Annotated in this window: 18 protein-coding genes; 5 read left to right on the top strand and 13 right to left on the bottom strand. The window is 67.4% G+C overall.

Features of this window, described 5'->3' with window-relative positions:
* Window positions 1-5: 5 nt before the first annotated feature.
* From J8I82_RS07555 to J8I82_RS07510, 10 genes are all read right to left on the bottom strand, one after another.
* Window positions 6-2,894 carry an AMP-binding protein gene (locus tag J8I82_RS07555; RefSeq protein WP_209755915.1) on the bottom strand — a complete coding sequence of 963 codons (2,889 nt, stop codon included), beginning with the start codon at window positions 2,892-2,894 and terminating at the stop codon, window positions 6-8.
* A 230-nt stretch (window positions 2,895-3,124) separates the two neighbouring features.
* Entirely contained in the window at window positions 3,125-3,682 is a 558-nt protein-coding gene (gene mobB / locus J8I82_RS07550; RefSeq protein WP_209755913.1) for a molybdopterin-guanine dinucleotide biosynthesis protein B, read from the bottom strand.
* Window positions 3,679-4,386, bottom strand: coding sequence for a carbonic anhydrase (locus J8I82_RS07545; protein WP_209755912.1), 708 nt, complete (start codon window positions 4,384-4,386; stop codon window positions 3,679-3,681). Before J8I82_RS07545 ends, mobB begins: the two co-directional genes overlap by 4 nt.
* Before the next feature lie 29 nt (window positions 4,387-4,415).
* The gene (locus J8I82_RS07540; protein WP_209755910.1) at window positions 4,416-5,168 is read right to left on the bottom strand and encodes a peptidylprolyl isomerase; all 753 of its coding nucleotides are present in this window, start codon (window positions 5,166-5,168) and stop codon (window positions 4,416-4,418) included.
* A gap of 26 nt (window positions 5,169-5,194) precedes the next feature.
* A complete protein-coding gene (gene narI / locus J8I82_RS07535; RefSeq protein ID WP_209755908.1) occupies window positions 5,195-5,878 on the bottom strand; it encodes a respiratory nitrate reductase subunit gamma in 684 nt (227 codons plus the stop codon).
* 227 nt (window positions 5,879-6,105) lie between these two features.
* Window positions 6,106-6,771: a nitrate reductase molybdenum cofactor assembly chaperone gene (narJ, locus tag J8I82_RS07530; protein WP_209755906.1), complete on the bottom strand. Its 666-nt coding sequence runs from the start codon at window positions 6,769-6,771 to the stop codon at window positions 6,106-6,108.
* A 27-nt stretch (window positions 6,772-6,798) separates the two neighbouring features.
* Window positions 6,799-8,349, bottom strand: coding sequence for a nitrate reductase subunit beta (gene narH / locus J8I82_RS07525; protein WP_209755904.1), 1,551 nt, complete (start codon window positions 8,347-8,349; stop codon window positions 6,799-6,801).
* Entirely contained in the window at window positions 8,346-12,107 is a 3,762-nt protein-coding gene (locus J8I82_RS07520) for a nitrate reductase subunit alpha (RefSeq protein ID WP_209755902.1), read from the bottom strand. Before J8I82_RS07520 ends, narH begins: the two co-directional genes overlap by 4 nt.
* Before the next feature lie 187 nt (window positions 12,108-12,294).
* Window positions 12,295-13,680 carry a NarK family nitrate/nitrite MFS transporter gene (locus J8I82_RS07515; RefSeq protein ID WP_209755900.1) on the bottom strand — a complete coding sequence of 462 codons (1,386 nt, stop codon included), beginning with the start codon at window positions 13,678-13,680 and terminating at the stop codon, window positions 12,295-12,297.
* 53 nt (window positions 13,681-13,733) lie between these two features.
* Window positions 13,734-15,014, bottom strand: coding sequence for an MFS transporter (locus J8I82_RS07510; protein WP_209755898.1), 1,281 nt, complete (start codon window positions 15,012-15,014; stop codon window positions 13,734-13,736).
* Window positions 15,015-15,289: 275 nt separating this feature from the next.
* Here J8I82_RS07510 and J8I82_RS07505 point away from each other — a divergent pair, with 275 nt between their 5' ends.
* On the top strand, window positions 15,290-16,513 hold the full coding sequence (locus J8I82_RS07505) for an NnrS family protein (RefSeq protein WP_209755896.1): 1,224 nt from the start codon (window positions 15,290-15,292) through the stop codon (window positions 16,511-16,513).
* 9 nt (window positions 16,514-16,522) lie between these two features.
* On the opposite strand, the gene J8I82_RS07500 is transcribed toward J8I82_RS07505, so the two are convergent.
* Window positions 16,523-17,764 (bottom strand): MFS transporter, encoded by a 1,242-nt coding sequence (locus tag J8I82_RS07500; RefSeq protein WP_209755894.1) that lies wholly within the window; start codon window positions 17,762-17,764, stop codon window positions 16,523-16,525.
* Between the two features lie 110 nt (window positions 17,765-17,874).
* Here J8I82_RS07500 and J8I82_RS07495 point away from each other — a divergent pair, with 110 nt between their 5' ends.
* A complete protein-coding gene (locus tag J8I82_RS07495) occupies window positions 17,875-18,795 on the top strand; it encodes a LysR family transcriptional regulator (RefSeq protein ID WP_209755892.1) in 921 nt (306 codons plus the stop codon).
* A 34-nt stretch (window positions 18,796-18,829) separates the two neighbouring features.
* Here J8I82_RS07495 and J8I82_RS07490 read toward each other — a convergent pair whose 3' ends face one another.
* A complete protein-coding gene (locus J8I82_RS07490) occupies window positions 18,830-19,840 on the bottom strand; it encodes an AraC family transcriptional regulator (protein ID WP_209755889.1) in 1,011 nt (336 codons plus the stop codon).
* Window positions 19,841-20,354: 514 nt separating this feature from the next.
* On the opposite strand from J8I82_RS07490, the gene J8I82_RS07485 reads away from it, so the two are divergent.
* Window positions 20,355-20,960 (top strand): hypothetical protein, encoded by a 606-nt coding sequence (locus J8I82_RS07485; protein ID WP_245179518.1) that lies wholly within the window; start codon window positions 20,355-20,357, stop codon window positions 20,958-20,960.
* A 66-nt stretch (window positions 20,961-21,026) separates the two neighbouring features.
* Here J8I82_RS07485 and J8I82_RS07480 read toward each other — a convergent pair whose 3' ends face one another.
* Window positions 21,027-21,341, bottom strand: coding sequence for an H-NS histone family protein (locus J8I82_RS07480; protein WP_209755887.1), 315 nt, complete (start codon window positions 21,339-21,341; stop codon window positions 21,027-21,029).
* Here J8I82_RS07480 and J8I82_RS07475 point away from each other — a divergent pair.
* A complete protein-coding gene (locus J8I82_RS07475; protein WP_209755885.1) occupies window positions 21,328-21,582 on the top strand; it encodes a hypothetical protein in 255 nt (84 codons plus the stop codon). The genes J8I82_RS07480 and J8I82_RS07475 overlap by 14 nt on opposite strands.
* A gap of 39 nt (window positions 21,583-21,621) precedes the next feature.
* Window positions 21,622-22,032, top strand: coding sequence for a VOC family protein (locus J8I82_RS07470; protein WP_209755883.1), 411 nt, complete (start codon window positions 21,622-21,624; stop codon window positions 22,030-22,032).
* Window positions 22,033-22,107 lie beyond the last annotated feature (75 nt).

Below are 22,107 nucleotides of genomic sequence, written 5' to 3'. Positions count from 1 at the left end.
AGGGATCATGGCAGCTGCCGCGCGAGGTGGGGCCGCCGCGCAGGCGGCGCCTTCACGCGCAGTGCGTCGGATTCGCCGCAGTAGTGCAGGATCTCGGCGCGGGCCGCATTGCGCAGCCGCATTGCCGCCGGCCAGTCGTGCCCGTCAGGCGACAGGGGCTGGCCGATGACGACGCTGATCGGTCCCCGGCGCGGCAGCCACTGGCCATCGCGCAGCACCGAGCGGGTGCCCCGCAGCGCAATGGGAACCACCGGAGCGCCGGCACGGGCGGCGGCGACGAAGGCGCCCGAGCGGAAACGTTGCAGGCCGGACTCGCGGCCAAAGGTGCCTTCCGGGAACAGCAGGGCCGATCGCCCGGCGCGCACTGCCGTGACCAGTCGCTCGATGGCCTCGGATTCGCGCACGTTGTCGAAGCGGTCAATGAAGTCGGCACCGATGCTGGACAGGTAGGCGCCCGGGATGCGTTGCGTTTGCAGCTCGCGCTTGGCCACGACGCACGCCGGCATCGGCAGCGCGGCGATCAGCACGATGCCGTCCAGGTAGCTGGCATGGTTCGATACCAGCACGCAGGCGCGATTGCGCGGCAGGTGCTCCAGCCCCTGCACGAACCATGGCACCGCGGCCAGCCGCAGCAGCAGCCGGGCGGCGTGGTGGCTGAGTGCCCATCCCATGGCAGGCCGGTGCATTGCCACCGATGCCAGGCACGTCACGGGCGCCATCGCGGCGAACAACAGCCACGCGTACAGCGAATAGGACAGCCCGGCGGCGGCATGCCGGCCGCGCCGCAGCTGCGGCAGCAGCGCCTGCCAGCCGAAGCGCGCAATCTGCAGCCATGGCGCAGATTCACCAAGGCCGGTGCCGCCATGCTCGAATCGCTCGCGGCAAGCGGCGCGCCGGATCTTGCCGCTCGACGTCTTCAGGATGGTGTGCGGCGGCACCAGTACGACATGGTCCGGCGGCATGCCGAGTACATCGAGCGCGGTCTTCAGCGCCTGCCGTTGCAGCGCGCCGCGCGCCGCCTCGTCCGTTGCCGCGGTTTCCGCCATCACTACGATATGCTCGGTGCCGCTGTCCGGATCGGGGCTGCCGAACACCGCGACGCAGCCCTTGCGGATGCCGGGAATGGCGCCGATGGCCTGCTCCACTTCGTAGGGATAGAGATTGCGGCCGCCGCGAACGATGGTTTCCTTGGCGCGTCCGGTGATGAATAGCTCGCCGTCGGCGAGATAGCCGTAGTCGCCGGTGTTGAGCCAGCCGCGGTCGAAGAGCTGGCGCGTCTGTGCCGGGTTGCGGAAATAGCCGCCGGTGGCCGAAGGCCCGCGGAACTGCAGCAGGCCCTCCCGCCGCTCGGGCAGTTCGCAGCCGCTGGCGTCGACAATGCGGATATCGTGGCCGGGCAGCGGCCGGCCGCACGAAGGGATCTCCATGGCGTCCCCTTCGCCTGCCAGGTTTGACCCGTCCCCGTCGACGGGAACGGCCCGCGATGTGCGTACGAATGCGGCGCGGTCGATGCGGTCGGCAGTCAAGTTGCGTCCCGGCGGCGGGAAGGTCAGGCCCACCGATGCTTCCGCCAGCCCGTAGACCGGCGCTGCCGCCTGCGCGCGCAGTCCATGCCGGGCAAAGCGCGCGGTGAACTTGCGCATGGTCTGCAGGCTCACCGGCTCGGCACCGTTGAAGGCGAAGCGCCAGCTCGACAGGTCCAGCCCCGACAGGTCCGCCTGCGCCAGCCTGTGCAGGCACAGTTCATAGGCGAAATTGGGGCCGCCCGAGAGCGTGCCCCGGTACTTGTGGATCGCCCAGAGCCAGCGCTCGGGCCGCGCCAGGAAGGTGAGCGGCGACATCACCACCAGCGGGAACGCGTAGTACAGGCTGCCCAGCCAGGCGCCGATCAGGCCCATATCGTGATACAGGGGCAGCCAGCTGACAAAGACGTCGCGCGCGTCGACCGACAGCGCCATGCCCATGGCGCGCAGGTTGGCGAGCAGGTTGGCATGCGTCAGCACCACGCCCTTGGGCGATCCGGTGCTGCCGGAGGTGTACTGCAGCAGCGCGATGTCGTGCGCGCGCAGCATCGCATGGACCGGCGCGGCGGCGGTGTCCTCCACCTCTTGCGGCGTCAGCACGCTTTGCAGCGTGCCGGTGCCGGCCTTGAGCAGGGTGGCGAGCGGGCGGGCTTCGGCCACCGTGATCAGGATCGGCGCCTGCGCATTGGCCAGGATGCCGGCGTGGCGCTGCAAGTGGTCACCAATCTGCGCCAGCCGCGCTGGCGGGTAGAGCGGCACGGGGATCCCGCCTGCCATCAGGATGCCGGTAAAGCAGTAGAAATACTCCGGGCTGGTTGGCAGCATCAGCGCCACGGTCGTGCCGGCGCGCACGCCACGCGCGGCCAGGCCGGCGGCCACGCTGCAGGCGCGCCGGTGCAGTTGCGCAAAGGTGATCGGCGTATCGTCGCCTTCGCCGCTGTGCAGGATGATGTGAGTACGGTCAGGGTGGCGGTGCAGGTGCCAGCGCAGCACGTCCGTCACCGTGGCGGCGCCTTCCGGCGCCTGCGCCGCAGCATCTGCCGGTGCCGGGCTGGCCAGCCGTGCGGGCCCGTCCTCGGCGCCCGGCGGCAGGTCCCTGGCGGCGAGCACGGCGCGCAGCAGCGCGCGCGGGGTGTCCGCCTGGGCCAGCACCTGCTCCGGCAGGCTGACGCCGAAACGCTGCTCGATGCGGGTCAGCAGTTCGGCGCGCGTCAGGCTGTCGAAGCCCAGTTCGGCTTCAAGCGCGCTGTCCATCGAAGGGGCGGCCGCCGCACCGGATTCGGCCTGCGGCCGCATAGCGGTAGACATCTCCCCCACGATGCCGAGCAAGGCATCCTCGTAGTTCTGCCGCGGGGGCGAGTCCTCGTTCATTCGCTTATTGCTTGTGTCCGCGCAAATCAGTGGCTGCCGCCTGCCGCGTAGGGGCAGGCGGCAGCACCGACGGCGACGGTACTGACACCCCTAAAGATAGGCGGCGTGCGGAAATTGTCGAGGCGGGTGGCGGGGCGGGCACTGGCGCGGGCGTTCCGGCGAGGCACAGACGCAGCATCCCGCACATGCCGCCAGGGCCGCCAGGGCCGCAAGGGCCGCCGGGGCCGCCGTCAGACGGCGATCATCTCCATCGCTTTGGAGAAAGCGCCAGAGCCGAGCGGATCCAGGTGGTTCCGACCGCGCATGGCGAGGATGAACCGCCCCACCTGCGCAATATCGTCCAGCGGCAGGCAGGGCAGCAAGGTGTCGAGCGGCGCATCGGTAGCCACCGCAACGATCGAAGGATCGCAGGGATAGTAGGGCGCACGCCCATGCGCCGGGCGATACACCTCGATGCGCGGAATATCCTCCCGGCGGAAGCCTTCGACCAGCGTGATATCCGCGGGACGCAGCCGCGCCACCTGTTCGGCAAGCGTCGGCTCGGCTTCTTTGGCGAGCTCGCGCACGATGGCGTAGCGATAGGGCGAGGCCACCATCACTTCCGTGGCGCCGGCCGCGCGAAAACGCGCGCTGTCCTTGCCGGGGGGCTCGAGTTCCAGCGGATGGTGGCTGTGCTTGATCACGTTGACGGTCAGGCCGTGCTTGCGAAACCACGGGAGCAGCGCGGTAATCAGCGTGGTCTTGCCGCTGCCTGAGGTGCCGGTGATGCCGAAGATAAAGGGATTCATGTCGAGACGGATTCGGTTTGTGCGGCGGTAATGGGCAAAGGGCATACCAGCGGCAGGAAGGCGTCGGCGCGCTGCGAGTAGGCCAGCAGCGCACCGGCCTGCAGGTCGAAGTACCAGCCGTGCAGCGTCAGCTTTCCTGCTTCCAGCGCGCGCCGCACGAACGGGAAGGTCTGCAGGTTGCGTAGCGAGACCAGGATCGCCGCCTGTTCGCAGGCGCGCTGGCGCTGCGCCGGGCTGGCGTCGGCAAGCGTTTGCTCCACCTGCCGGCGCGCCGGCGCGGCGATGCGCACCCAGGCGCCGAGGTAGTCGGCTTCGTCGCCTTCGTCGGGCGGATGGTCGCCGGCGTCGGCCGGCTGCGCCAGCAGCGCGCGGATGCCACCACAGCCGCCATGGCCCATCACGATGATGCGGTCGACGTGCAGCTGTTCGACGGCAAACTGGATCGCGGCGGACACGCCGTGCAGGCTGCCTTCATGGCGCCCGGTGCAGGGCGGTACCAGGTTGCCGATATTGCGCACGGTGAAGAGATCGCCCGGGTCGCATCCCAGCAGCAAGGCCGGGTCCACGCGCGAGTCGCAGCAGCCGATCAGCAGGGTGGGCGGTTGCTGCCCGGTGCGCAGCGCGTCGAACAGGCTCGGCGCATCGTCGAAATAGCGTTGCTGGAACCGCTCGAAGCCTTTCAGTAGATGTTCGATCTGATGCATGGCGGTTTCCGTTGGTCAGGATGGCGGCGCTACTGCACCAGCGGGCTGTCGGCGCCTTCCAGTTCGATGCCTTCGATGCGGGCGCGGCCGATCAGCAGGCTGGCGTATTGCTTCCAGGCGCGGTCCCGCGCCGCCGTGGCCAGCGCACAGGCGATATCGCCGCGCACGGCGTCGAAGGGCAGGCGGGTGCCAGGGCAGCGCTCCAGGATGCGCACGATATGCAGTCCGAAGCGGGTCTCGACCAGTTGCGGCAATACGCCGTCATGCTGCACGGCAAAGATCGCGCGCTCGAACTCCGGCGCGGTTTCGCCGCGAAACACGCGGCCCAGGCGGCCGCCGTTGCTGCCGCTCGGGCAGTTCGACAGCGCGCGGGCATGCTGGGCGAAGCTCGACGGATCGCCGCGCACCAGCGCCAGCGTCTGCGCCGCGATTTCGCGCAGCGCGTCCAGCGGCACGCGCGGCGTTATCTGGAACAGGATGTGGTCGGCCTCGACCCACTCGCCGTCGCAGAAGCGCTCTGGTCGGCTGTCGTAGTGGCGGCGGCAGCTGGCTTCGTCCGGCTCGGGGATGCCGGCCTCGCGTTCCAGCAGCGCCATGGCGAGCGCATCGTCGTCCTGGCCGGGCACGTTCAGGCCGATGCGGCCGGCCTCTTCGCGTACCAGCAGGCGCAGGATGGCCGAGATCGTTGCCATCTTCGCGGGATTGGCCGCGTTGTGATGATGGTCCAGCTCGCGTTCGATATCGGCGTCGCGCAGTTCCACGCCGTTGACGGTGACAGGCATGTCGGTTCTCCTTGGGGCGGCGTGATTCAGCGGCCGCGTACCAGTTGCCAGGCTCGGGCGACGTAGCCGACCGAGGCAAAGCCGCTCCACACATGCACCAGCCGCGTGAACGGGAAGATCGCGAACAGCGTGATGCCCATGAACAGGTGCGCCTTGAACAGCAGCGGGGCGTCGGCGATATAGCTGGCGGCGTCGCCGCGCAGCGTGACGAGGCGCTGGGCCCAGGTCATCAGCTGCACCATCATGTGGCCGTCCATGTGGCCGGCCGATTCAAAGATGGTGGACAGTCCCAGCAGCAGCGTCACCAGCAGCCACAGCAGCAGCACCTTGTCGCCGGTGCGGGTCACGGCGGACACGCGTGCGTTGGTCAGGCGGCGATGCAGCAGGATCAGCAGGCCGGCCAGGCACATGGTGCCCATTACGCCGCCGGCGGCCATGGCCACGCCTTGCTTGAAGCCGTGCGAGACGCCCAGCGCGTCCCATACCGCCACCGGCGTCAGCAGGCCCACCAGGTGGCCGAAGAACAAGCCCAGGATGCCGACGTGGAACAGGATGTTGCCCATGCGCAGGTTGCCGCGGTAGAGCACCTGCGAGCTGTCGGTCTTCCACGTGTACTGCTCGCGCTCGAAGCGGGCCAGGCTGCCGAACAGGAAGATGGCGGCAGCGATGTAAGGGTAGATGCCGTAGAGGAATTGATGAAGGGTGGCCATGGTGTGCTAGCTCGATAAATGGGCAACAAGGGCTGGGTGATGGGCTTGCTTCGGTAGGGCTTGCTTCGGTGTCTGAATCTGCTAACTGTGTTTCCCTCTCCCCTCAGGGAAGAGGGCAGGGTGAGGGGTGGTTTAAGCACCGGCGCTTCGTCGAAGCTCCTGCCCTCACCCCCGCCCCTCTCCCGCGAGCGGGAGAGGGGCGAAAACAGTCGGCTCGCGAAGGCATATCAGCATGTAGCGGGAACCGGCGCCGTGCCGCGCGGATAGAACTTCACCGCCTGCGGCCCGGTCTGCGGCGCCAGCAGCGGCTCCACGCCATCGGCGCCCGGACCGAAGGTCTCCAGCGCCTCGTCCATGTCCCGTACCGGCGGCTCCTGCCGCGGTTGCGGCTGCACGTCGGTCAGGGTGCGCAGCACGGCGAACACGCCGGCGTACGGGCTCTGGTTGCGCGCGAGCCGGTCGCCGATCGCGGCCAGCACGTGGATTGCCTCGCCCAGCAGGTGCTCGGCGCGTTCGTCCTTGCCATCGGCGCTCAGCGCGCCGAGGAACTCCAGGAACAGCGGCACGTAGTCCGGCAGCTCCGACGCCGCCGGCTCGAAGCCGTCGCGCCGGTATTCGTCGATCAGGTCGACCATGGCCTGCCCGCGGTCGCGGCTTTCGCCGTGCACATGCTCGAACAGGTGCAGCGAGTGCGATGGGTTGCGGTCGAAGGTGGCGACATAGTTTTCCTGCAGCGCGATCAGCGATTCGCCGCGCAGCATGCCGGTCACCGGCGCCAGCATGTCGCGCGCCTGCGGCCATTCGGCCAGGAGGGCGTCGATCTCGGGCAGCGCGTCGATCAGGTCCTGCTCGGGATAGCCGAGCAGCGCGCTGAGGATGGGATAGAGGGGCATGTTCTTCTCCGGTTCGTTCGCGAGCGCTCAGCTCATCACGGCCTTCTTGCGCGACCTGGGCATGTCGACGAAATGCACGCTGCCCTGCGGCTTCTTGCCGAACAGCGCGCCATCCGAGGTCCCGCCCGAGCAGCCGTTGCCGAAGGTGAAGCCGCAGCTGGCCTTGTCGTTGAAGCTGTCCTCGACCAGTTCCTTGTGCGAGGACGGGATCACGAAACGGTCCTCGTAATTGGCGATGGCCATGGTCTTGTACATGTCCTCGACCTGCGCGGGCGTCAGGCCCACTTGCCTGAGCACGTCCAGGTCCTGCACGCCGTCCACCACCTGCGAGCGCTTGTAGGCGCGCATCGCCAGCATGCGGTCCAGCGCCGACAGCACCGGCATCACATCGCCCGCGGTCAGCAGGTTGGCCAGGTACTTGACCGGGATGCGCAGGCTCTTGACGTCGGGGATGATGCCGTTCATGCCCATGTGGCCCGCTTCGGCCGCCGACTGGATCGGCGACAGCGGGGGGATGTACCAGACCATCGGCAGCGTGCGGTACTCTGGGTGCAGCGGGAAGGCGACCTTCCACTCGCACGCCATCTTGTAGACCGGCGACTTGCGCGCGGCGTCGAGCCAGCTTTGCGGGATGCCCTGGCGCAGCGCCTCGGCCTGCACTGCCGGGTCGTGCGGATCGAGGAAGACGTCGAGTTGCGACTGGTACAGGTCGCGCTCGTCGGCCACCGACGCGGCCTGCTCGATGCGGTCGGCGTCGTACAGCATCACGCCGAGGTAGCGGATGCGCCCGACGCAGGTCTCGGAGCAGACCGTAGGCTGGCCGGCCTCGATGCGCGGATAGCAGAACAGGCATTTCTCGGCCTTGCCGCTCTGCCAGTTGAAATAGATCTTCTTGTACGGGCAGCCCGAGATGCACATGCGCCAGCCGCGGCACTTGTCCTGGTCGACCAGCACGATGCCGTCGTCCTCGCGCTTGTAGATCGAGCCGGACGGGCACGAGGCTACGCAGGCCGGGTTCAGGCAGTGCTCGCACAGGCGCGGCAGGTACATCATGAAGGTGTTCTCAAAGGTCGAGTACATCTCCTTCTGCACGTCATCGAAGAGCTTGTCGCGGCCGCGCGAGCTGAACTCGCCACCGAGGTCATCTTCCCAGTTCGGGCCCCACTCGATCTTTTCCATCTTGCGGCCGGTCAGCACCGAGACCGGGCGCGCGGTGGGCGGGGTCTGCGACAGCGGCGCCTTCTGCAGGTGCTCGTAGTCGTAGGTGAACGGCTCGTAGTACTCGTCGATCTGCGGCAGGTTGGGGTTGGCGAACAGGTTCGCCAGGATCTTCAGCTTGCCGCCCTGGCGCGGCTCCAGCGTGCCGTCGGCATTGCGCTTCCAGCCGCCCTGCCACTTGTCCTGGTTCTCCCATTCCTTGGGATAGCCGATGCCGGGCTTGGTCTCGACGTTGTTGAACCACGCGTACTCGACGCCGTCGCGGCTGGTCCAGACGTTCTTGCAGGTCACGGAGCAGGTATGGCAGCCGATGCACTTGTCGAGGTTCAGCACCATGGCCACCTGGGCGCGGATCTTCATTGCGTTGCTCCTTCATTCACACGAAACTGCGTCGATTCCACGAGCGGCCCTTCGAGCCAGTCGACCTTCTTCATCTTGCGCAGGATCACGAATTCATCGCGGTTGCTGCCCACGGTGCCGTAGTAGTTGAAGCCGTAGGCCAACTGCGCGTAGCCGCCGATCATGTGCGTGGGCTTGGTCACGGCGCGCGTGACCGAGTTGTGGATGCCGCCGCGCATGCCGCTGGTCTCGGCACCGGGAACGTTCACGATCTTCTCCTGGGCGTGGTACATCAGGCACATGCCCTTGGGCACGCGCTGCGACACCACCACCCGCGCGGTCAGCGTGCCGTTGACGTTGAACACCTCGACCCAGTCGTTGTCGCGGATGCCGTTGGCGCGGGCCTCGGCTTCGGAGATCCACACGTGCGGGCCGCCGCGCGACAGCGTCAGCATGCGCAGGTTGTCCGAATACGTGGAGTGGATGCCCCACTTCTGGTGCGGCGTGATCCAGTTCAGCACCAGCTCCGGGTTGCCGTTGGGCTTCCTGCCCAGCATCGGCGCCACGGTCTTGGTGTCGATGGCCGGCTTGTACACGCAAGCGCCTTCGCCAAAGTCCAGCATCCAGCGGTGGTCCTGGTAGAACTGCTGGCGGCCGGTCAGCGTGCGCCAGGGGATCAGTTCATGCACGTTGGTGTAGCCGGCGTTGTAGCTGACTTCTTCCGATTCCAGTCCCGACCACGTCGGCGCGGAGATGATCTTGCGCGGCTGCGCCTGCACGTCGCGGAAGCGGATCTTGTCGTGCTCGCGCCCTTCGGCCAGATGGGTGTGGTCGCGGCCGGTGATCTTCGACAGCGCTTCCCACGCCTTGACGGCGACGTGGCCGTTGGTTTCGGGCGCGAAGGTCAGGATCATCTCGGCGGCGTCGATTGCCGTTTCGAGCTTCGGGCGGCCCTGGCTCACGCCGGGCTCCGTCACCGTGTGGCTCAGCTCGCCGATTTCCTTCACCTCATGCTGGGTGTTCCAGTTGATGCCCTTGCCGCCATTGCCGAGCTTGTCGAGCAGCGGGCCGATCGAGGTAAATTTCTTGTAGATGTCCGCGTAGTTGCGCTCGACCACGGTCATCGACGGCGCGGTCTTGCCGGGGATCAGGTCGCACTCGCCGGCCTTCCAGTCCTTGGGCTCGAACGGCTGGCCCAGTTCGCCCGGCGTGTCGTGCAGCAGCGGCGTGCAGACCAGGTCCTTGCGCGTGCCCAGGTATGGGCCGGCGATCTCGCTGAACTTCTTCGCGATGGCCTTGTAGATTTCCCAGTCGGTCTTGCTTTCCCACAGCGGCTGCACGGCTTCGGACAGCGGGTGGATGAAGGGGTGCATGTCGGACGTGTTGAGGTCGTCCTTCTCGTACCAGGTTGCCGTCGGCAGCACGATGTCGCCATACAGGCAGGTGGTGCTCATGCGGAAGTCCAGCACGGTCAGCAGGTCGAGCTTGCCTTCGGCGGCCGGGCGCACGTTGACTTCGCTCGGCATGATCGCGTCATTCTCGTCGCCAAATACGGCGTTCTGCGTGCCGAGCAGGTACTTCAGGAAGTACTCATGTCCCTTGCCAGAGCTGCCCAGGATATTGGAGCGCCACACGAACATGTTGCGCGGGAAGTTGGCCGGATTGTCGGGGTCGTCGCAGGCAAACTGCAGCGCGCCCGACTTCAGTTGCTCGACGGTGTAGGCCACCGGATCCTTGCCGGCTTGCTCGGCCGCGTCGACCACGTCGAGTGGATTGGTGCCGAGCTGCGGCGCCGACGGCAGCCAGCCCATGCGCTCGGACCTGGCGTTCAGGTCCAGCAGCGACAGGCCGTCATAGCGCTTGCGGTCGGCGGTCGGCGACAGGATCTCGTCGACGGCCAGCTTCTCGTGGCGCCACTGGCTGGTGTGGTTGTAGAAGAACGAGGTGCCGTTCATCTGGCGCGGCGGGCGCGACCAGTCCAGGCCGAAGGCCAGCGGGGCCCAGCCGAACTGCGGGCGCAGCTTTTCCTGGCCGACATAGTGGGCCCAGCCGCCGCCGCTCTTGCCAATGCAGCCGCACATCATCAGCAGGTTGACGATGCCGCGGTAGATCATGTCGTTGTGGTACCAGTGGTTCAGCGCGGCACCGACGATCACCATGCTCTTGCCTTGCGTGCGGTCGGCGTTGTCGGCGAACTCGCGCGCCACCTGGGTCACCAGGCGGGCCGGGACGGAGGTGTGCTTTTCCTGCCAGGCCGGGGTGTAGGGCACGTCGTCCTCATACGACGACGCCACGTTGGGGCCGCCCAGGCCCTGGTCGACACCATAGTTGGCCATCTGCAGGTCGTACACGGTCGCCACCAGCGCGGTGCTGCCGTCGGCCAGCGTGATGCGGCGCGCCGGCACGCGGCGGCGCAGCAGTTCGTCGTGTTCGCCGCCGAAATAGGGGAAGCCGACTTCCACCACCACCTCATCGTGGTGGCCGACCAGCGACAGGCGCGGCTCGACCGTGCGGCCGCTGCCGCCGTCCTTCATTTCCAGGTTCCAGCGGCCCACCTTCTCGCCGCCGTTGTGCGCGGCCTCGCCCCAGCGGAAGCCGATCGATCCGTTGGGCGCGACGATCTCGCCGGTGGCGTTGTCCACCACCAGCGTCTTCCACTCGGGGTGGTTGGCTTCGCCGAGGTTGTCGGCCAGGTGCGAGGCGCGCAGGAAGTGGTCGGGCACCAGCGTGCCTGCGTTGTCCTGGTTCTCGCGCAACAGCACCAGCATCGGCATGTCGGTGTACTGCCGGATGTAGTCGCGGAAGTAGGCGGACTTGCCGTTGGCGTGGAATTCCTTCAGCACCACATGGCCCATGGCCATCGCCAGCGCGGCATCGGTGCCTTGCTTCGGCGCCAGCCAGATATCGCCGAACTTGACCATCTCGCCGAAGTCGGACGAGACGGCGACGGTCTTGGTGCCCTTGTAGCGGACTTCGGTGTAGAAGTGCGCATCGGGCGTGCGCGTCTGCGGCACGTTGGAGCCCCACACCATCAGGTAGGTGGAGTTGTACCAGTCGGCCGATTCGGGCACATCGGTCTGCTCGCCCCAGATCTGCGGGCTGGCCGGCGGCAGGTCGCAGTACCAGTCGTAGAACGACAGGCAGGCGCCGCCGAGCAGGCTCAGGTAGCGCGCGCCGGCGGCGTACGAAACCATCGACATGGCCGGGATCGGCGAGAAGCCGATCACGCGGTCCGGGCCGAACTTCTTCACGGTGAAGGCGTTGGCCGCGGCGATCATCTCGGTGGCGGTGTTCCAGTCGGCGCGCACGAAGCCGCCCTGGCCGCGCACGCTCTTGTAGCGTGCCGCCTTCTTCGGGTCCTGGCTGATCGATTCCCAGGCGGCGACCGGGTCCATGGTCTTGCGGGCCTCGCGCCACATCTCCATCAGGCGGCCGCGGATCATCGGATATTTGACGCGCTGCGCGGAGTAGACGTACCAGCTGTACGACGCGCCGCGCGGACAGCCGCGGGGCTCGTGGTTGGGCAGGTCCGGGCGCGTGCGCGGGTAGTCGGTCTGCTGCGTTTCCCAGGTGATCAGGCCGTTCTTCACATAGACCTTCCAGGAGCAGGAGCCGGTGCAGTTCACGCCGTGGGTGGAGCGCACGATCTTGTCGTGCTGCCAGCGGCTGCGGTAGCCGTCTTCCCACTTGCGGTCTTCGTTCACCACCGCGCCGTGGCCGTCCGCATAGGTGGACTTGACGCGCGACATGAACTTCAGTCGATCCAGGAAATGACTCATTTGCTTGTTCTCCGCGAGGCTTTTCTGCGGCGCTCCGGGGATTGCGGGAGCGTTTGCAGGGACACCTTGAGCTTATGGGGGAGCGGGGCGGCAGCCAATTCGCTGGTGGAACAGCCGCCGCATGGCGATCGGGGGAGGTGCCGGGCGCCGGACTAGTTCCGAAGAACTAGTCCGGCCGGCAAGGCGGTCAGCAGGGCATGGGCGCGTTGCGGCGCGCGTAATACCACCACGTCACCAGCACGCAGCTGACATAGAAGGCAATGAAGCAGTACAGCGCGGTATCCGGTGCGCCGGTCAGCTCCAGCGAGGTGCCGAAGCTCTTGGGGATAAAGAAGCCGCCGTACGCGCCGATCGCGCCGGAGAAGCCAAGCACGGCGGCGGACTCCTTGCCGGCTTCCTGCAGCGCCTGGCGTTGTGCGGCGTCGCCCTTGCCCTTCGCGGCGCGCTGGCGCTCGGTCAGGAAGATCACCGGGATCATGCGGAAGGTCGAACCGTTGCCGATGCCGGTCAGCGCGAACAGCGCGATGAAGGCCGCGAGGAACCCGGTGAAGTTGCCGCCGGCGCCGTCATGCGGCAGCGCTGCCAGCACGGCGAATACCGCCGCGATCATGCCGATGAAGGTCCACAGCGTGACGCGCGCACCGCCGAGCTTGTCGGAGATCCAGCCGCCCACGGGACGCGTCAGCGCGCCGACCAGCGGCCCCAGGAAGGCATAGGCGGTGGGGTTCACGCCCGGGAACTGCGACTTGGTCAGCAGCGCCAGCCCGGCCGAAAAGCCGATGAACGAGCCGAAGGTGCCCACGTACAGCCAGCACATCAGCCAGTTGTGCTTGCGCTTGAAGATCACGGCCTGTTCTGCAAACGATGCCTTGGCATCGGCGATGTCATGCATGCCGAACCACGCGGCCAGCGCCGACACCACGATGAACGGCACCCAGATAAAGCCCGCGTTCTGCAGCCACAGGTCCTGTGTGGCGCCGTTCGCCTGGTATTGCTGCGGCTCGCCGCCGAGCGCGCCGAACACCGCCAGCGAGACCACCAGCGGCGTGACGAACTGCACCACCGACACGCCCAGGTTGCCGATGCCGGCATTCAGCCCGGTGGCCAGGCCCTTCTTCGCCTTGGGGAAGAAGAAGCTGATGTTGGCCATCGACGAGCTGAAGTTGGCGCCGCCCAGCCCGCACAGCAGCGCCAGCACCAGCAGCGTGGGATAGCCGGTGGACGGGTCGCGCAGCGCGAAGCCCATCCCCAGCGCGGGGATCAGCAGCAGCGCGGTGGAGATCGCGGTGAAGCGGCGCCCGCCGAACACTGGCACCAGGAAGGAATAGAAGATGCGCAGCGTGGCGCCCGACAGCGCCGGCAGCGCGGTCAGCCAGAACAGCTGGTTCTTGGTGAACTGGAAGCCGGCGCGGTCCAGGTTGACCGCGACCACGCTCCACAGCATCCAGACCACGAACGCCAGCATCAGCGCCGGGATCGAGATCCACAGGTTGCGATAGGCGATGCGCTCGCCCTCGCTTTGCCAGAATGCCGCGTTCTCGGGCTCCCAGCGGGTGAGTACGGATGAGGTCATGATTGGTATGCCTTGGTTGAAAGAGCGCGGAGGCGCGCTTGAGAGGTGAGCTATCAGGCTGCCTGCGTGAGCCCGACGGCCTGTGCCTTGCGCTGGCGTTCAGCGCGGTGGCTGTAGTGCATCCACACCAGGCTCACGCATACCGTGCCGTACATCAGCATGAAGCAGCTGCTGCGCACGCCGGTCAGGTCGGCCAGCATGCCGAACAGGATCGGCAGGATGAAGCCGCCCAGGCCGCCGGCCAGGCCGACCACGCCGGAAACCGCGCCGATGTTGTGCGTGAAATCGTTGGAGATGAACTTGAAGACCGAGGCCTTGCCGATGGCGAAGGCGATGCCGACCACGAACAGCAGGATGGTGAATACCGTCGGCGTCAGCGCGATGCGGAATGCCTGCGGGCCGCCGGTGGTCTGGACGATGAAGTCGGTCTGCGGATAGCTCAGCAGGAAGAAGCCGACCCAGCTCACCCACATCACCCACCAGGTGGTGCGGTGTGCGCCGTAGCGGTCGGAGATCCAGCCGCCAATGGCGCGCAGCACGCCGCCGGGCAGCGAGAAGCACGCGGCCAGGAAGGCGGCGGTCTTGATGTCGAAGCCGTATTCGCCGATGTAGTACTTGGTCATCCACAGCGACAGGCCGACATAGCCGCCGAATACCACCGAGTAGTACTGCGAATAGCGCCACACGCGCGCGTCGCGCATCACCGCCAGCTGCTCGCGCCAGCCCACGCTGGACTTGACCATGTGCGCCGGATTGCTGCGCGAGAACACCCAGAACAGCAGCGCGGTGACGAGCATCGCCACCGAATACACGCGCGGCACCACGGTCCAGGTGCCGGCCGCCAGGATCATCGCCGGCGCGACGAACTTGGTCAGTGCCGCGCCCGAGTTGCCGGCGCCGAAGATGCCCATTGCCAGGCCCTGGCGCGAGCGCGGGAACCAGCGCGCCACGTAGGGCGTACCAACCGAGAATGAGCCGCCCGCCAGGCCGACGAACAGGCCCAGCACCAGCAGTTGCCACAGGCTGTGCGCATAGGAGATCAGCCAGATCGGGATCACCGTGGCCAGCATCAGCGCGAAGAAGACGATGCGGCCGCCGAAGCGGTCGGTCCAGATGCCCAGCGGCACGCGGATCAGCGAGCCGCTCAGCACCGGCGTGGCGGCCAGCAGGCCGAATTCGGTGTCGTTGAGGCCGAGTTCCTGCTTGAGCGGGATGCCCAGGACGGCGAACAGCATCCAGACGGCAAAGCAGATGGTAAATGCGAAAGTACTGGACGCCAGCGTGATTGCCGCGCCGGCTGGAACGGGTTCCGGCGCGCGTGTTTGGGTGGCCATGGCCATGCTCCTGTGTCAACTTTGGCGGGGGTGATGCCAGAGTAGGGGCGGCCACTGGTGCTGCCTATTCGCCGGCAGCACAGCGCGCCACATGGAGCGATCTGTCGTTGGAGGTAGTTCCACCGGCGGAGGTTGGCGGCGCGGCGCCGGTGCTATCGTGATTGCGGCACGCATGGCACCCGCTTGCGTGCTTGCGGCAATCCTGCGCCAGATCAAGAATCTGCCGTACGTTGCCCGGGCACTGCCCGATTCACCAGATTCCGACCCATTCCGCCATGGAAACCATCCCCATCCTTCCGTCCCGGCCATCGCCATCCGGCAAGACACCGGCCGGGCCGCCGCCGCGCGGCTTCGCCCTGTTCGCGCTGGGGTTCCGGCCCTTCTACCTGGGCGGCGCGATCTTTGCCGCGCTGGCGATTGCGGCATGGTCGGCAATGCTCGCGGGCATGCAGTCGGTCGGGCCGGCGGCGGTGCTGCCCGGGATGTTCTGGCACGCGCACGAGATGGTGTTCGGCTTTGCCGCGGCGATCGTGGTGGGTTTCCTGTTCACGGCGGGCCGCGCCTGGACCGGCCAGCCCACGCCGACCGGCGCCGCGCTGGCCGTGCTGTTCCTGCTGTGGCTGGCGGGACGCGTGGGCATGTGGCTGGCGCCGGGCACCGTTGCCTTCGCCATCGAAGGCGTATTCCTGCCGCTGGCGGCACTGGCCTTCACGCGCACGCTGGCCCGGGCCGGCAACCGGCGCAACTACCCGCTCGCGCTGGCGCTGTGGCTGCTCGCCGTGGCCGATATCGCCGCATTGTGGCTGCAGGCCGGCGGCCATGACGTCTCGGCGCTGCGTGCCTGTCGCGCCGGCGTGGCGCTGGTGACCCTGTTCGTGGTGGTGATCGGCGGCCGCGTGATCCCGATGTTTACCACCAACGCGATTCCCGGTTTCCGCCTGCGGCAGTACAAGCAGGTCGATCGGATGGTGATCCCGGCGACGGTGCTGGGGCTGGCCTCGGGACTGCTGCCGTTGCCGGGGTGGCTGGCCGCGGCGCTGTCGCTGCTCGCCGCCGGCGTGCTCGCGGTGCGCGTGGCGGGATGGCGCGGCTACGCGGTCGGCAACCGGCCACTACTGTGGGTACTGCACCTCGCCTATGCGTGGCTGCCGCTGGCGTTGCTGCTGCAGGCACTGGGCGCGCTGCGCCTGGTGATGGCCGGGCTGGCGACCCATGCGTTCACGGTAGGCGTGCTCGGCATGGCCATCATCGCCATGATTACGCGCACCGCGCTGGGCCACACCGGGCGCATGCTGGTGGCCGGCCGCACGGAAACGGTGGCGTATTGGCTGATTGCGATGGCCGCGGTATTGCGTGTGTTCGGTCCGATGGCGTGGCCAGCCGGCTACCTGCACTGGATCTGGGGCGCGGGGGCGTGCTGGGTGGCAGGGTTTGGCCTTTATGCGATGACCTACGCGCCGCGGCTTGCGCGTCCACGGGTGGACGGCAAGCCGGGCTGAGCGAATGGGTCAGGGGCAGGCTTGCGCCACCGGTGCGGCGGCGCCGCGGCCCTGCTCGAGCCTGATGCTGAGCCAGGCCACTGCCAGCGCCGCCAGCGGTGCCAGTGCCGCGATCCACGGCAGCGCGTTCAGCCCCGGCCCGTGATCGACCACGACGCCGCCCATCCACGCACCGATGCCGTTGCCAAGGTTGAACGCCGCGATATTGAAGCTCGATGCCAGGTTCTCGCCTGCGCCGCTGGCATGCCGCAGCACGCGCAGCTGCAGCGGCGACACGGTGGCGAACGCGGCGACGCCGAGGATGCCGACGAACGCCACTACCGTCACCTGGCTGTGGATGGCCAGCGTCATCGCCGCCAGCACCAGCACCAGCGCAGCGAGCGAGCCGAGCAAGGCGCGCGTCGGCGCACGGTCGGCGAGGCGGCCGCCAAGGATATTGCCGACGATCATGCCGCCGCCGAACAGCAGGAGGATCGGCGACACCGCGGCCTCGCCAAAGCCCGAGACGCGCGTCAGCAGCGGCTGCACATAGGTAATCACGGCAAAGGTGCCCATCGATTGCAGCACCGTCATCAGCAGACCCAGCAGCACCTGCGGGCGGACCACGGTGGCCAGTTCGTCGCGCAGCGCCACCGGGGCGCGCTGGTCGCGGCTCTTCTGCACCAGCAGCGCGATGACAGCCAGCGACAGCAGCCCGATCAGCGTCATGGCCCAGAACGTTGCGCGCCAGCCCAGGTGCAGGCCGAGCCAGGCACCGGCGGGCATGCCCAGCAGCGTGGCCAGCGTCAGGCCGGAAAACATCACCGAGATTGCCGAGGCACGCCGGTGGGGCGGCACCAGGCCCGTGGCGACCACCGCGCCCACGCCGAAGAACGTGCCGTGGGTGAGCGAGGTCAGCACGCGCGCGAGCATCAGCGTGGTGTAGTCGGGCGCCAGCGCGCAAGCGGCGTTGCCGACGGTGTAGATCACCATCAGCGCCAGCAGCACGGCCTTGCGCGGCATGCGCCGGGTCAGCAGCGTCAGCACCGGTGCGCCGGCGAACACGCCGAGCGCGTAGCCGGATACCAGCATGCCTGCCGCGGCAATGGTCACCTTCAGGTCGGCGGCGACTTGCAGCAGCAGGCCCATGATGACGAATTCGGCACAGCCGATGCCGAACGAGCCGGCGGTCAGCGCATAGAGGGCCAGGGGCAACCGGCCGCCGCGCGCGGCGGCGGCGTCAACGGGGGTAGCAGGGGACAGTGGGGCCATGGTTGGTTCGGAAAAGTGCAGTGAAGAAAAGAGGAAGGCAGTCTGCGCCTTTCCGTCTTTCGCAAAAACCGGCATGATCCATAATCAGTTTCAATGGTTTCTTGATAATCATGGATCGCATCGGGGATATCGGCCTGTTCCTGCGCGTGCTCGACCTGGGCTCGATCAGCGCCGCGGCGCGCAGCCTGGACCTGTCGGTGGCCGTCGCCAGCCAGCGCCTTCAGCGGCTGGAGCGCGACCTCGGCGTGCGCCTGCTGCACCGGACCACGCGGCGGCTGCATGCCACCCCTGAAGGCGCGGTGCTGGCCGGGCAGGGGCGTGCGCTGGTCGATGACCTGGAAGCGCTGGGGGCATCGCTGCGGCAGGCAGGCACCGGGATCTCCGGCACGCTGCGGGTCACCACGTCGTCATCGTTTGGCCGGCTCTATGTGTCGCCGCTGCTGCCGCGGTTCCTGGAGCAGCATCCCGGGCTATCGGTCAGCGTGAACCTGACCGACAACGTGCTCGACCTCGTCAGCGCCGGCTTCGACCTGGCCATCCGCATCGGAGCGCTCGACGATTCCACGCTGGTGGCGCGCCGCCTCGCCATCAACCGGCGCGTGCTGTGCGCCGCGCCGGATTACCTGCGCCGGCGCGGCACCCCGCGCACGCCGCATGACCTGGCACGGCACGATTGCCTGGTGCTGGTGGGCAGCCAGGGCCGGCAGGATGTCTGGAGACTGGGGGACGGCCAGGGCGGGGAAATCGCGGTACGGGTGCGTGGGCGCATCGAAGCCAATACCGGCGAGCTGCTGTCGGACGCGGCACTGGCCGGCTTCGGCATCGCGCTGCATTCGACCTGGCATGTCGGCGGCGAGCTGCGCGCCGGCAGGCTGGTCCAGGTGTTGCCCGATTTCCCGATGGCTGACACCGGCATCTACGCGGTGATGCCGCAAAGGCGGCTGGTGCCGCCGCGGGTGCGCGCCTTTGTCGATTACCTTGCGCAGGCGTACGGCGAGAATCCCCCGTGGGACGCGCCGGCCGGCGCATGAAGCCGGCCGTGGGAGGCGAATCAGGCCGTATGCCCTAACCCGGCGGGTGCGCCGCCGAGCGCCGGTAATCGCCCGGTGTCATGCCGGTCCAGCGGCGGAAGGCGCGGAAGAATGAATTGGCATCGTCGAAGCCGAGCCGGAAAGCGATTTCTCCCAGCGACATATTGCCTTCGGTCAGGTATCGGCCGGCCAGTTCGCGACGCACATCTTCGCACAACGCGCGGAAGCCCGTGCCTGCCGCCATCAGCCGGCGCTGCAGCGTGCGTTCGCTGATGTCGAGGTGGCGCGCCACCGCGGCCAGGCTCAGCGCGCGCTCGCCGGCCAGCTGGTGCAGGGCGGCTCGCACGTCGTCGAGCGATGCCGCCGCGTGTCGCGCGTCGCGCATGGCGGCGGGCGCCGCCGGACGGCGGTGGGCGCGTGCGACCATGCGCAGCGACAGGTCGCGCCGGCCGAACACGATCGCGTCTTCCGGTTCGCCAAAGCGCACCGGGCAATCGAAGGCTTCGGTATAGCGCAGGTGCCAGTCGGGCTGGCCGATGCGTAGCGAGACCCGCAACGGATGCAACGGCTTGCGCGTGAACTGGCGCCCGAAGGCTAGCAGCGAGCACAACTCCATGTCGATGCGCGGGCGGGTGTCAGGCGCCTCCGGCTCGCTCGGGCGGATACAGACCCAGGCCTCTTCGCCCTGCCGGCGCAGTTCGATGCGGTCGCCCATCATCAGCTTCTGGTAGCGCGCGATACGCCGCAGCGCCGTGCCCAGCGACGGGCCCGCCATGGCCGGCATGCCTGCCAGGCCGAGCAGGTCAGGCTGCATCCGGCTGCCCAGCCACAGGCCGATGGCGGGATCTCCGGTGGCCCGGTAGACCGCGCACAACAGGTGGCTCGCCTGCTGGGGCCCGGTCTCGGGCGTGTCCGGGGTGGAAAAAGTCTCAGGATCGGAATCAGGAGCAGGCACGAGCGCCGACACGTCGTAACCACCTTCACGCAGCGCGTGCAGCAGGTCACGAGGGAACGGCCTGGCCTGGATTGGCTCTTGTAGTGGCATTGTTATTGGCTGGCAAATTGGCGCAAGGCGCCTGTGCTAGCCCCCGGTAAGACTGAGATTACGCGGTGGTGGCGGCGCCTTCAAGGGCACGCGGGGGGAGGATGTGTGGTCAAGGCAGCGCAAGCGTCGGGCCGGACATGGGCGTGTCGCAGCACTGCGGGAGGTATCGGCGGGCTAACGAGGGTCGATGCGCGGCCGATGCAACGCGTTGCCTAAAATTTGTGCGGTCCGGTGCGTTGCTGCACAGACCAAGGCTTCCGGGGAGGGTAATGGCAGGATATCCACAGATTCTGTGGATATCAGGCCAGCGTTTTCAACATGGGTTTGTGCGGCTGCCGCAATGTGCCGGAAACCGGTATGCTGCACGGTCTTGGGAGCAGGCCAACGCAGCGCAAGCCGCAACGGTGTCACCGCCGGATGCCGTGCATGCCGATATCGCCCAGGATTCGTGGTCTATCTCCGCCGATGTTGCCGCTTACCCGCTGCCAGCTATCGCCCGGCTGGCGTAACCGCAATGCCAAAGCTGCCTGCCGCCATGCGTCATGACCGGTCGTCCGCAGTCCCCTTCCGCCTGACATGCCTTGCCACACTGGCCGCCACCACGGCGCTATGCGGCTGCGTGGCGCAATACCGGGTGCCATCAGGCGCCCCCACCGCCAGCGTGCGGCTGCTGACCAATACCGAAGAAATCACCTCTTTCGCTGTGGTCGACCCGGCCAAGTGCCCGGTGCCGGCACGGCCGCTGATCCTGGCCGGCACGGGCAAGCAGTTGTCGGCAATGGGCCGGGATCGCGAACTGGGCCTGCCGGGGCGCTCACCCGAGCCGCCGGAGCGCACGCGCGAACGGCTGGTCGAGGCAGGCCGGCGCATCTACGTGGCCGTGACGTCCGCTGCCGAGCCGCCGTTGCCGGAGCAGCGTTGCGCCGCCGGGGTGTCGTTCGTGCCCGCGCCGGGGGCCCTCTATGAAATCCGGTATCAGCGTGACGAGGCCGCGAGCCAGTGCTCGGCGCAGGTATTGCGGATGCAGCCGCTGGAAGCCGGCGGCGCACGCCTGACGACGGAGCCGACGCAGAAGGGCTTCCGCGCGCTGCGCAAGGAGTATGTGTGCCAGGCGCTGTGACGGTGCCCGGGGCCGGGTCGGAACGATAGCGTATCGGGCAGGCCCCCGCCTGCCCGATGGGCGGACTTACTGCTCGATCAGGAAGCGCTCCGGGCGCTTGCCCAGCCATGCCGGGGCGCGGCCGCGGCCGGACCAGGTCTTGCCGGTCTTGGGATCCATGTACTTGGGGGGCAGCGCCGAACCCGAAGCGGCCTTCGTGCCGGCGGACCCCGCGGGGCGGCCGCGCTTGCGCCGGGGCATGATGTCTTCCGCGGCCAGGCCATATTCGGTCATCAGTTCGCGGATTTTGTCGATCACGCCGGCGACTTCCGTCGCGCGCACTTCATTCAGCTTGGCTTCCAGCGCTTCCTTCTCAGCCAGGAGTTGCTTGTATGTCGCCATTTATTTCCCCTTTCTGCAATTAGGCCGCTGCATGGTACTAGAACTTCAACTGTCGGTTGACATAAAAATTTTACAAAAAATAACGGGGATTGCACGGATTGATTTGTGTTTGCCCACAGCCTCATTGTTTTACAGCGCACCGTTGCGTGCCATTGCGGGGCCGTTACTGCGGCAAATGGCAATGCCGCCGCTCCAATTTCCGGCAAAGGAAAAAGCTGGCGCTGCCGGCTTTTGCATCTAGACTGGTTCTCTGCGTTGCAAAACGCTTTCCGGAGACGCCATGAGCCAGCAGATCTTTGTCAATTTGCCAGTACGCGACCTGCAAGAGTCGATCGGGTTCTTTACCAGTCTTGGCTTTACCTTCAATCCGCAATTTACCGATGACACCGCCACCTGCATGATTGTTGGCGAGAACATATTCGTGATGCTGCTGACCGAAGCCAAATTCCGTGGCTTCTCGCCGAATGACATCTGCGATGCGCGCAAATTCACCGAGGTACTGGTTTGCCTGTCGATGGACAGCCGTGCGCGCGTCGATGAAATGGTGAATGCGGCGGTCACCGCGGGCGGCAATACCTACAAGCCGCCGATGGACCTCGGATTTATGTACGGGCATGGCTTCCAGGACCTTGATGGCCATGTCTGGGAGCTGGTGTACATGGATACGGCGGCAATGCAGGAGGCCCAGTAAGGCGCGCAAAAAAAACAGCCCGGGAAAGCAGGAAGCCCGGGCTTGAAATCCACCTGGATCGCGGTGGAGGAGACA

This window comes from Cupriavidus consociatus (assembly GCF_017814975.1).
GTDB classification, from domain to species: domain Bacteria; phylum Pseudomonadota; class Gammaproteobacteria; order Burkholderiales; family Burkholderiaceae; genus Cupriavidus; species Cupriavidus consociatus.
This window is presented reverse-complemented; position numbering and strand designations above follow the sequence as displayed.

Bases quoted from the DNA above. Each gene is read 5' to 3' on its own strand.
- J8I82_RS07555 (WP_209755915.1), bottom strand. From the start codon at position 2,894: ATGAACGAGGACTCGCCCCCGCGGCAGAACTACGAGGATGCCTTGCTC.
- mobB (WP_209755913.1), bottom strand. From the start codon at position 3,682: ATGAATCCCTTTATCTTCGGCATCACCGGCACCTCAGGCAGCGGCAAG.
- J8I82_RS07545 (WP_209755912.1), bottom strand. From the start codon at position 4,386: ATGCATCAGATCGAACATCTACTGAAAGGCTTCGAGCGGTTCCAGCAA.
- J8I82_RS07540 (WP_209755910.1), bottom strand. From the start codon at position 5,168: ATGCCTGTCACCGTCAACGGCGTGGAACTGCGCGACGCCGATATCGAA.
- narI (WP_209755908.1), bottom strand. From the start codon at position 5,878: ATGGCCACCCTTCATCAATTCCTCTACGGCATCTACCCTTACATCGCT.
- narJ (WP_209755906.1), bottom strand. From the start codon at position 6,771: ATGCCCCTCTATCCCATCCTCAGCGCGCTGCTCGGCTATCCCGAGCAG.
- narH (WP_209755904.1), bottom strand. From the start codon at position 8,349: ATGAAGATCCGCGCCCAGGTGGCCATGGTGCTGAACCTCGACAAGTGC.
- J8I82_RS07520 (WP_209755902.1), bottom strand. From the start codon at position 12,107: ATGAGTCATTTCCTGGATCGACTGAAGTTCATGTCGCGCGTCAAGTCC.
- J8I82_RS07515 (WP_209755900.1), bottom strand. From the start codon at position 13,680: ATGACCTCATCCGTACTCACCCGCTGGGAGCCCGAGAACGCGGCATTC.
- J8I82_RS07510 (WP_209755898.1), bottom strand. From the start codon at position 15,014: ATGGCCACCCAAACACGCGCGCCGGAACCCGTTCCAGCCGGCGCGGCA.
- J8I82_RS07505 (WP_209755896.1), top strand. From the start codon at position 15,290: ATGGAAACCATCCCCATCCTTCCGTCCCGGCCATCGCCATCCGGCAAG.
- J8I82_RS07500 (WP_209755894.1), bottom strand. From the start codon at position 17,764: ATGGCCCCACTGTCCCCTGCTACCCCCGTTGACGCCGCCGCCGCGCGC.
- J8I82_RS07495 (WP_209755892.1), top strand. From the start codon at position 17,875: ATGGATCGCATCGGGGATATCGGCCTGTTCCTGCGCGTGCTCGACCTG.
- J8I82_RS07490 (WP_209755889.1), bottom strand. From the start codon at position 19,840: ATGCCACTACAAGAGCCAATCCAGGCCAGGCCGTTCCCTCGTGACCTG.
- J8I82_RS07485 (WP_245179518.1), top strand. From the start codon at position 20,355: ATGCCAAAGCTGCCTGCCGCCATGCGTCATGACCGGTCGTCCGCAGTC.
- J8I82_RS07480 (WP_209755887.1), bottom strand. From the start codon at position 21,341: ATGGCGACATACAAGCAACTCCTGGCTGAGAAGGAAGCGCTGGAAGCC.
- J8I82_RS07470 (WP_209755883.1), top strand. From the start codon at position 21,622: ATGAGCCAGCAGATCTTTGTCAATTTGCCAGTACGCGACCTGCAAGAG.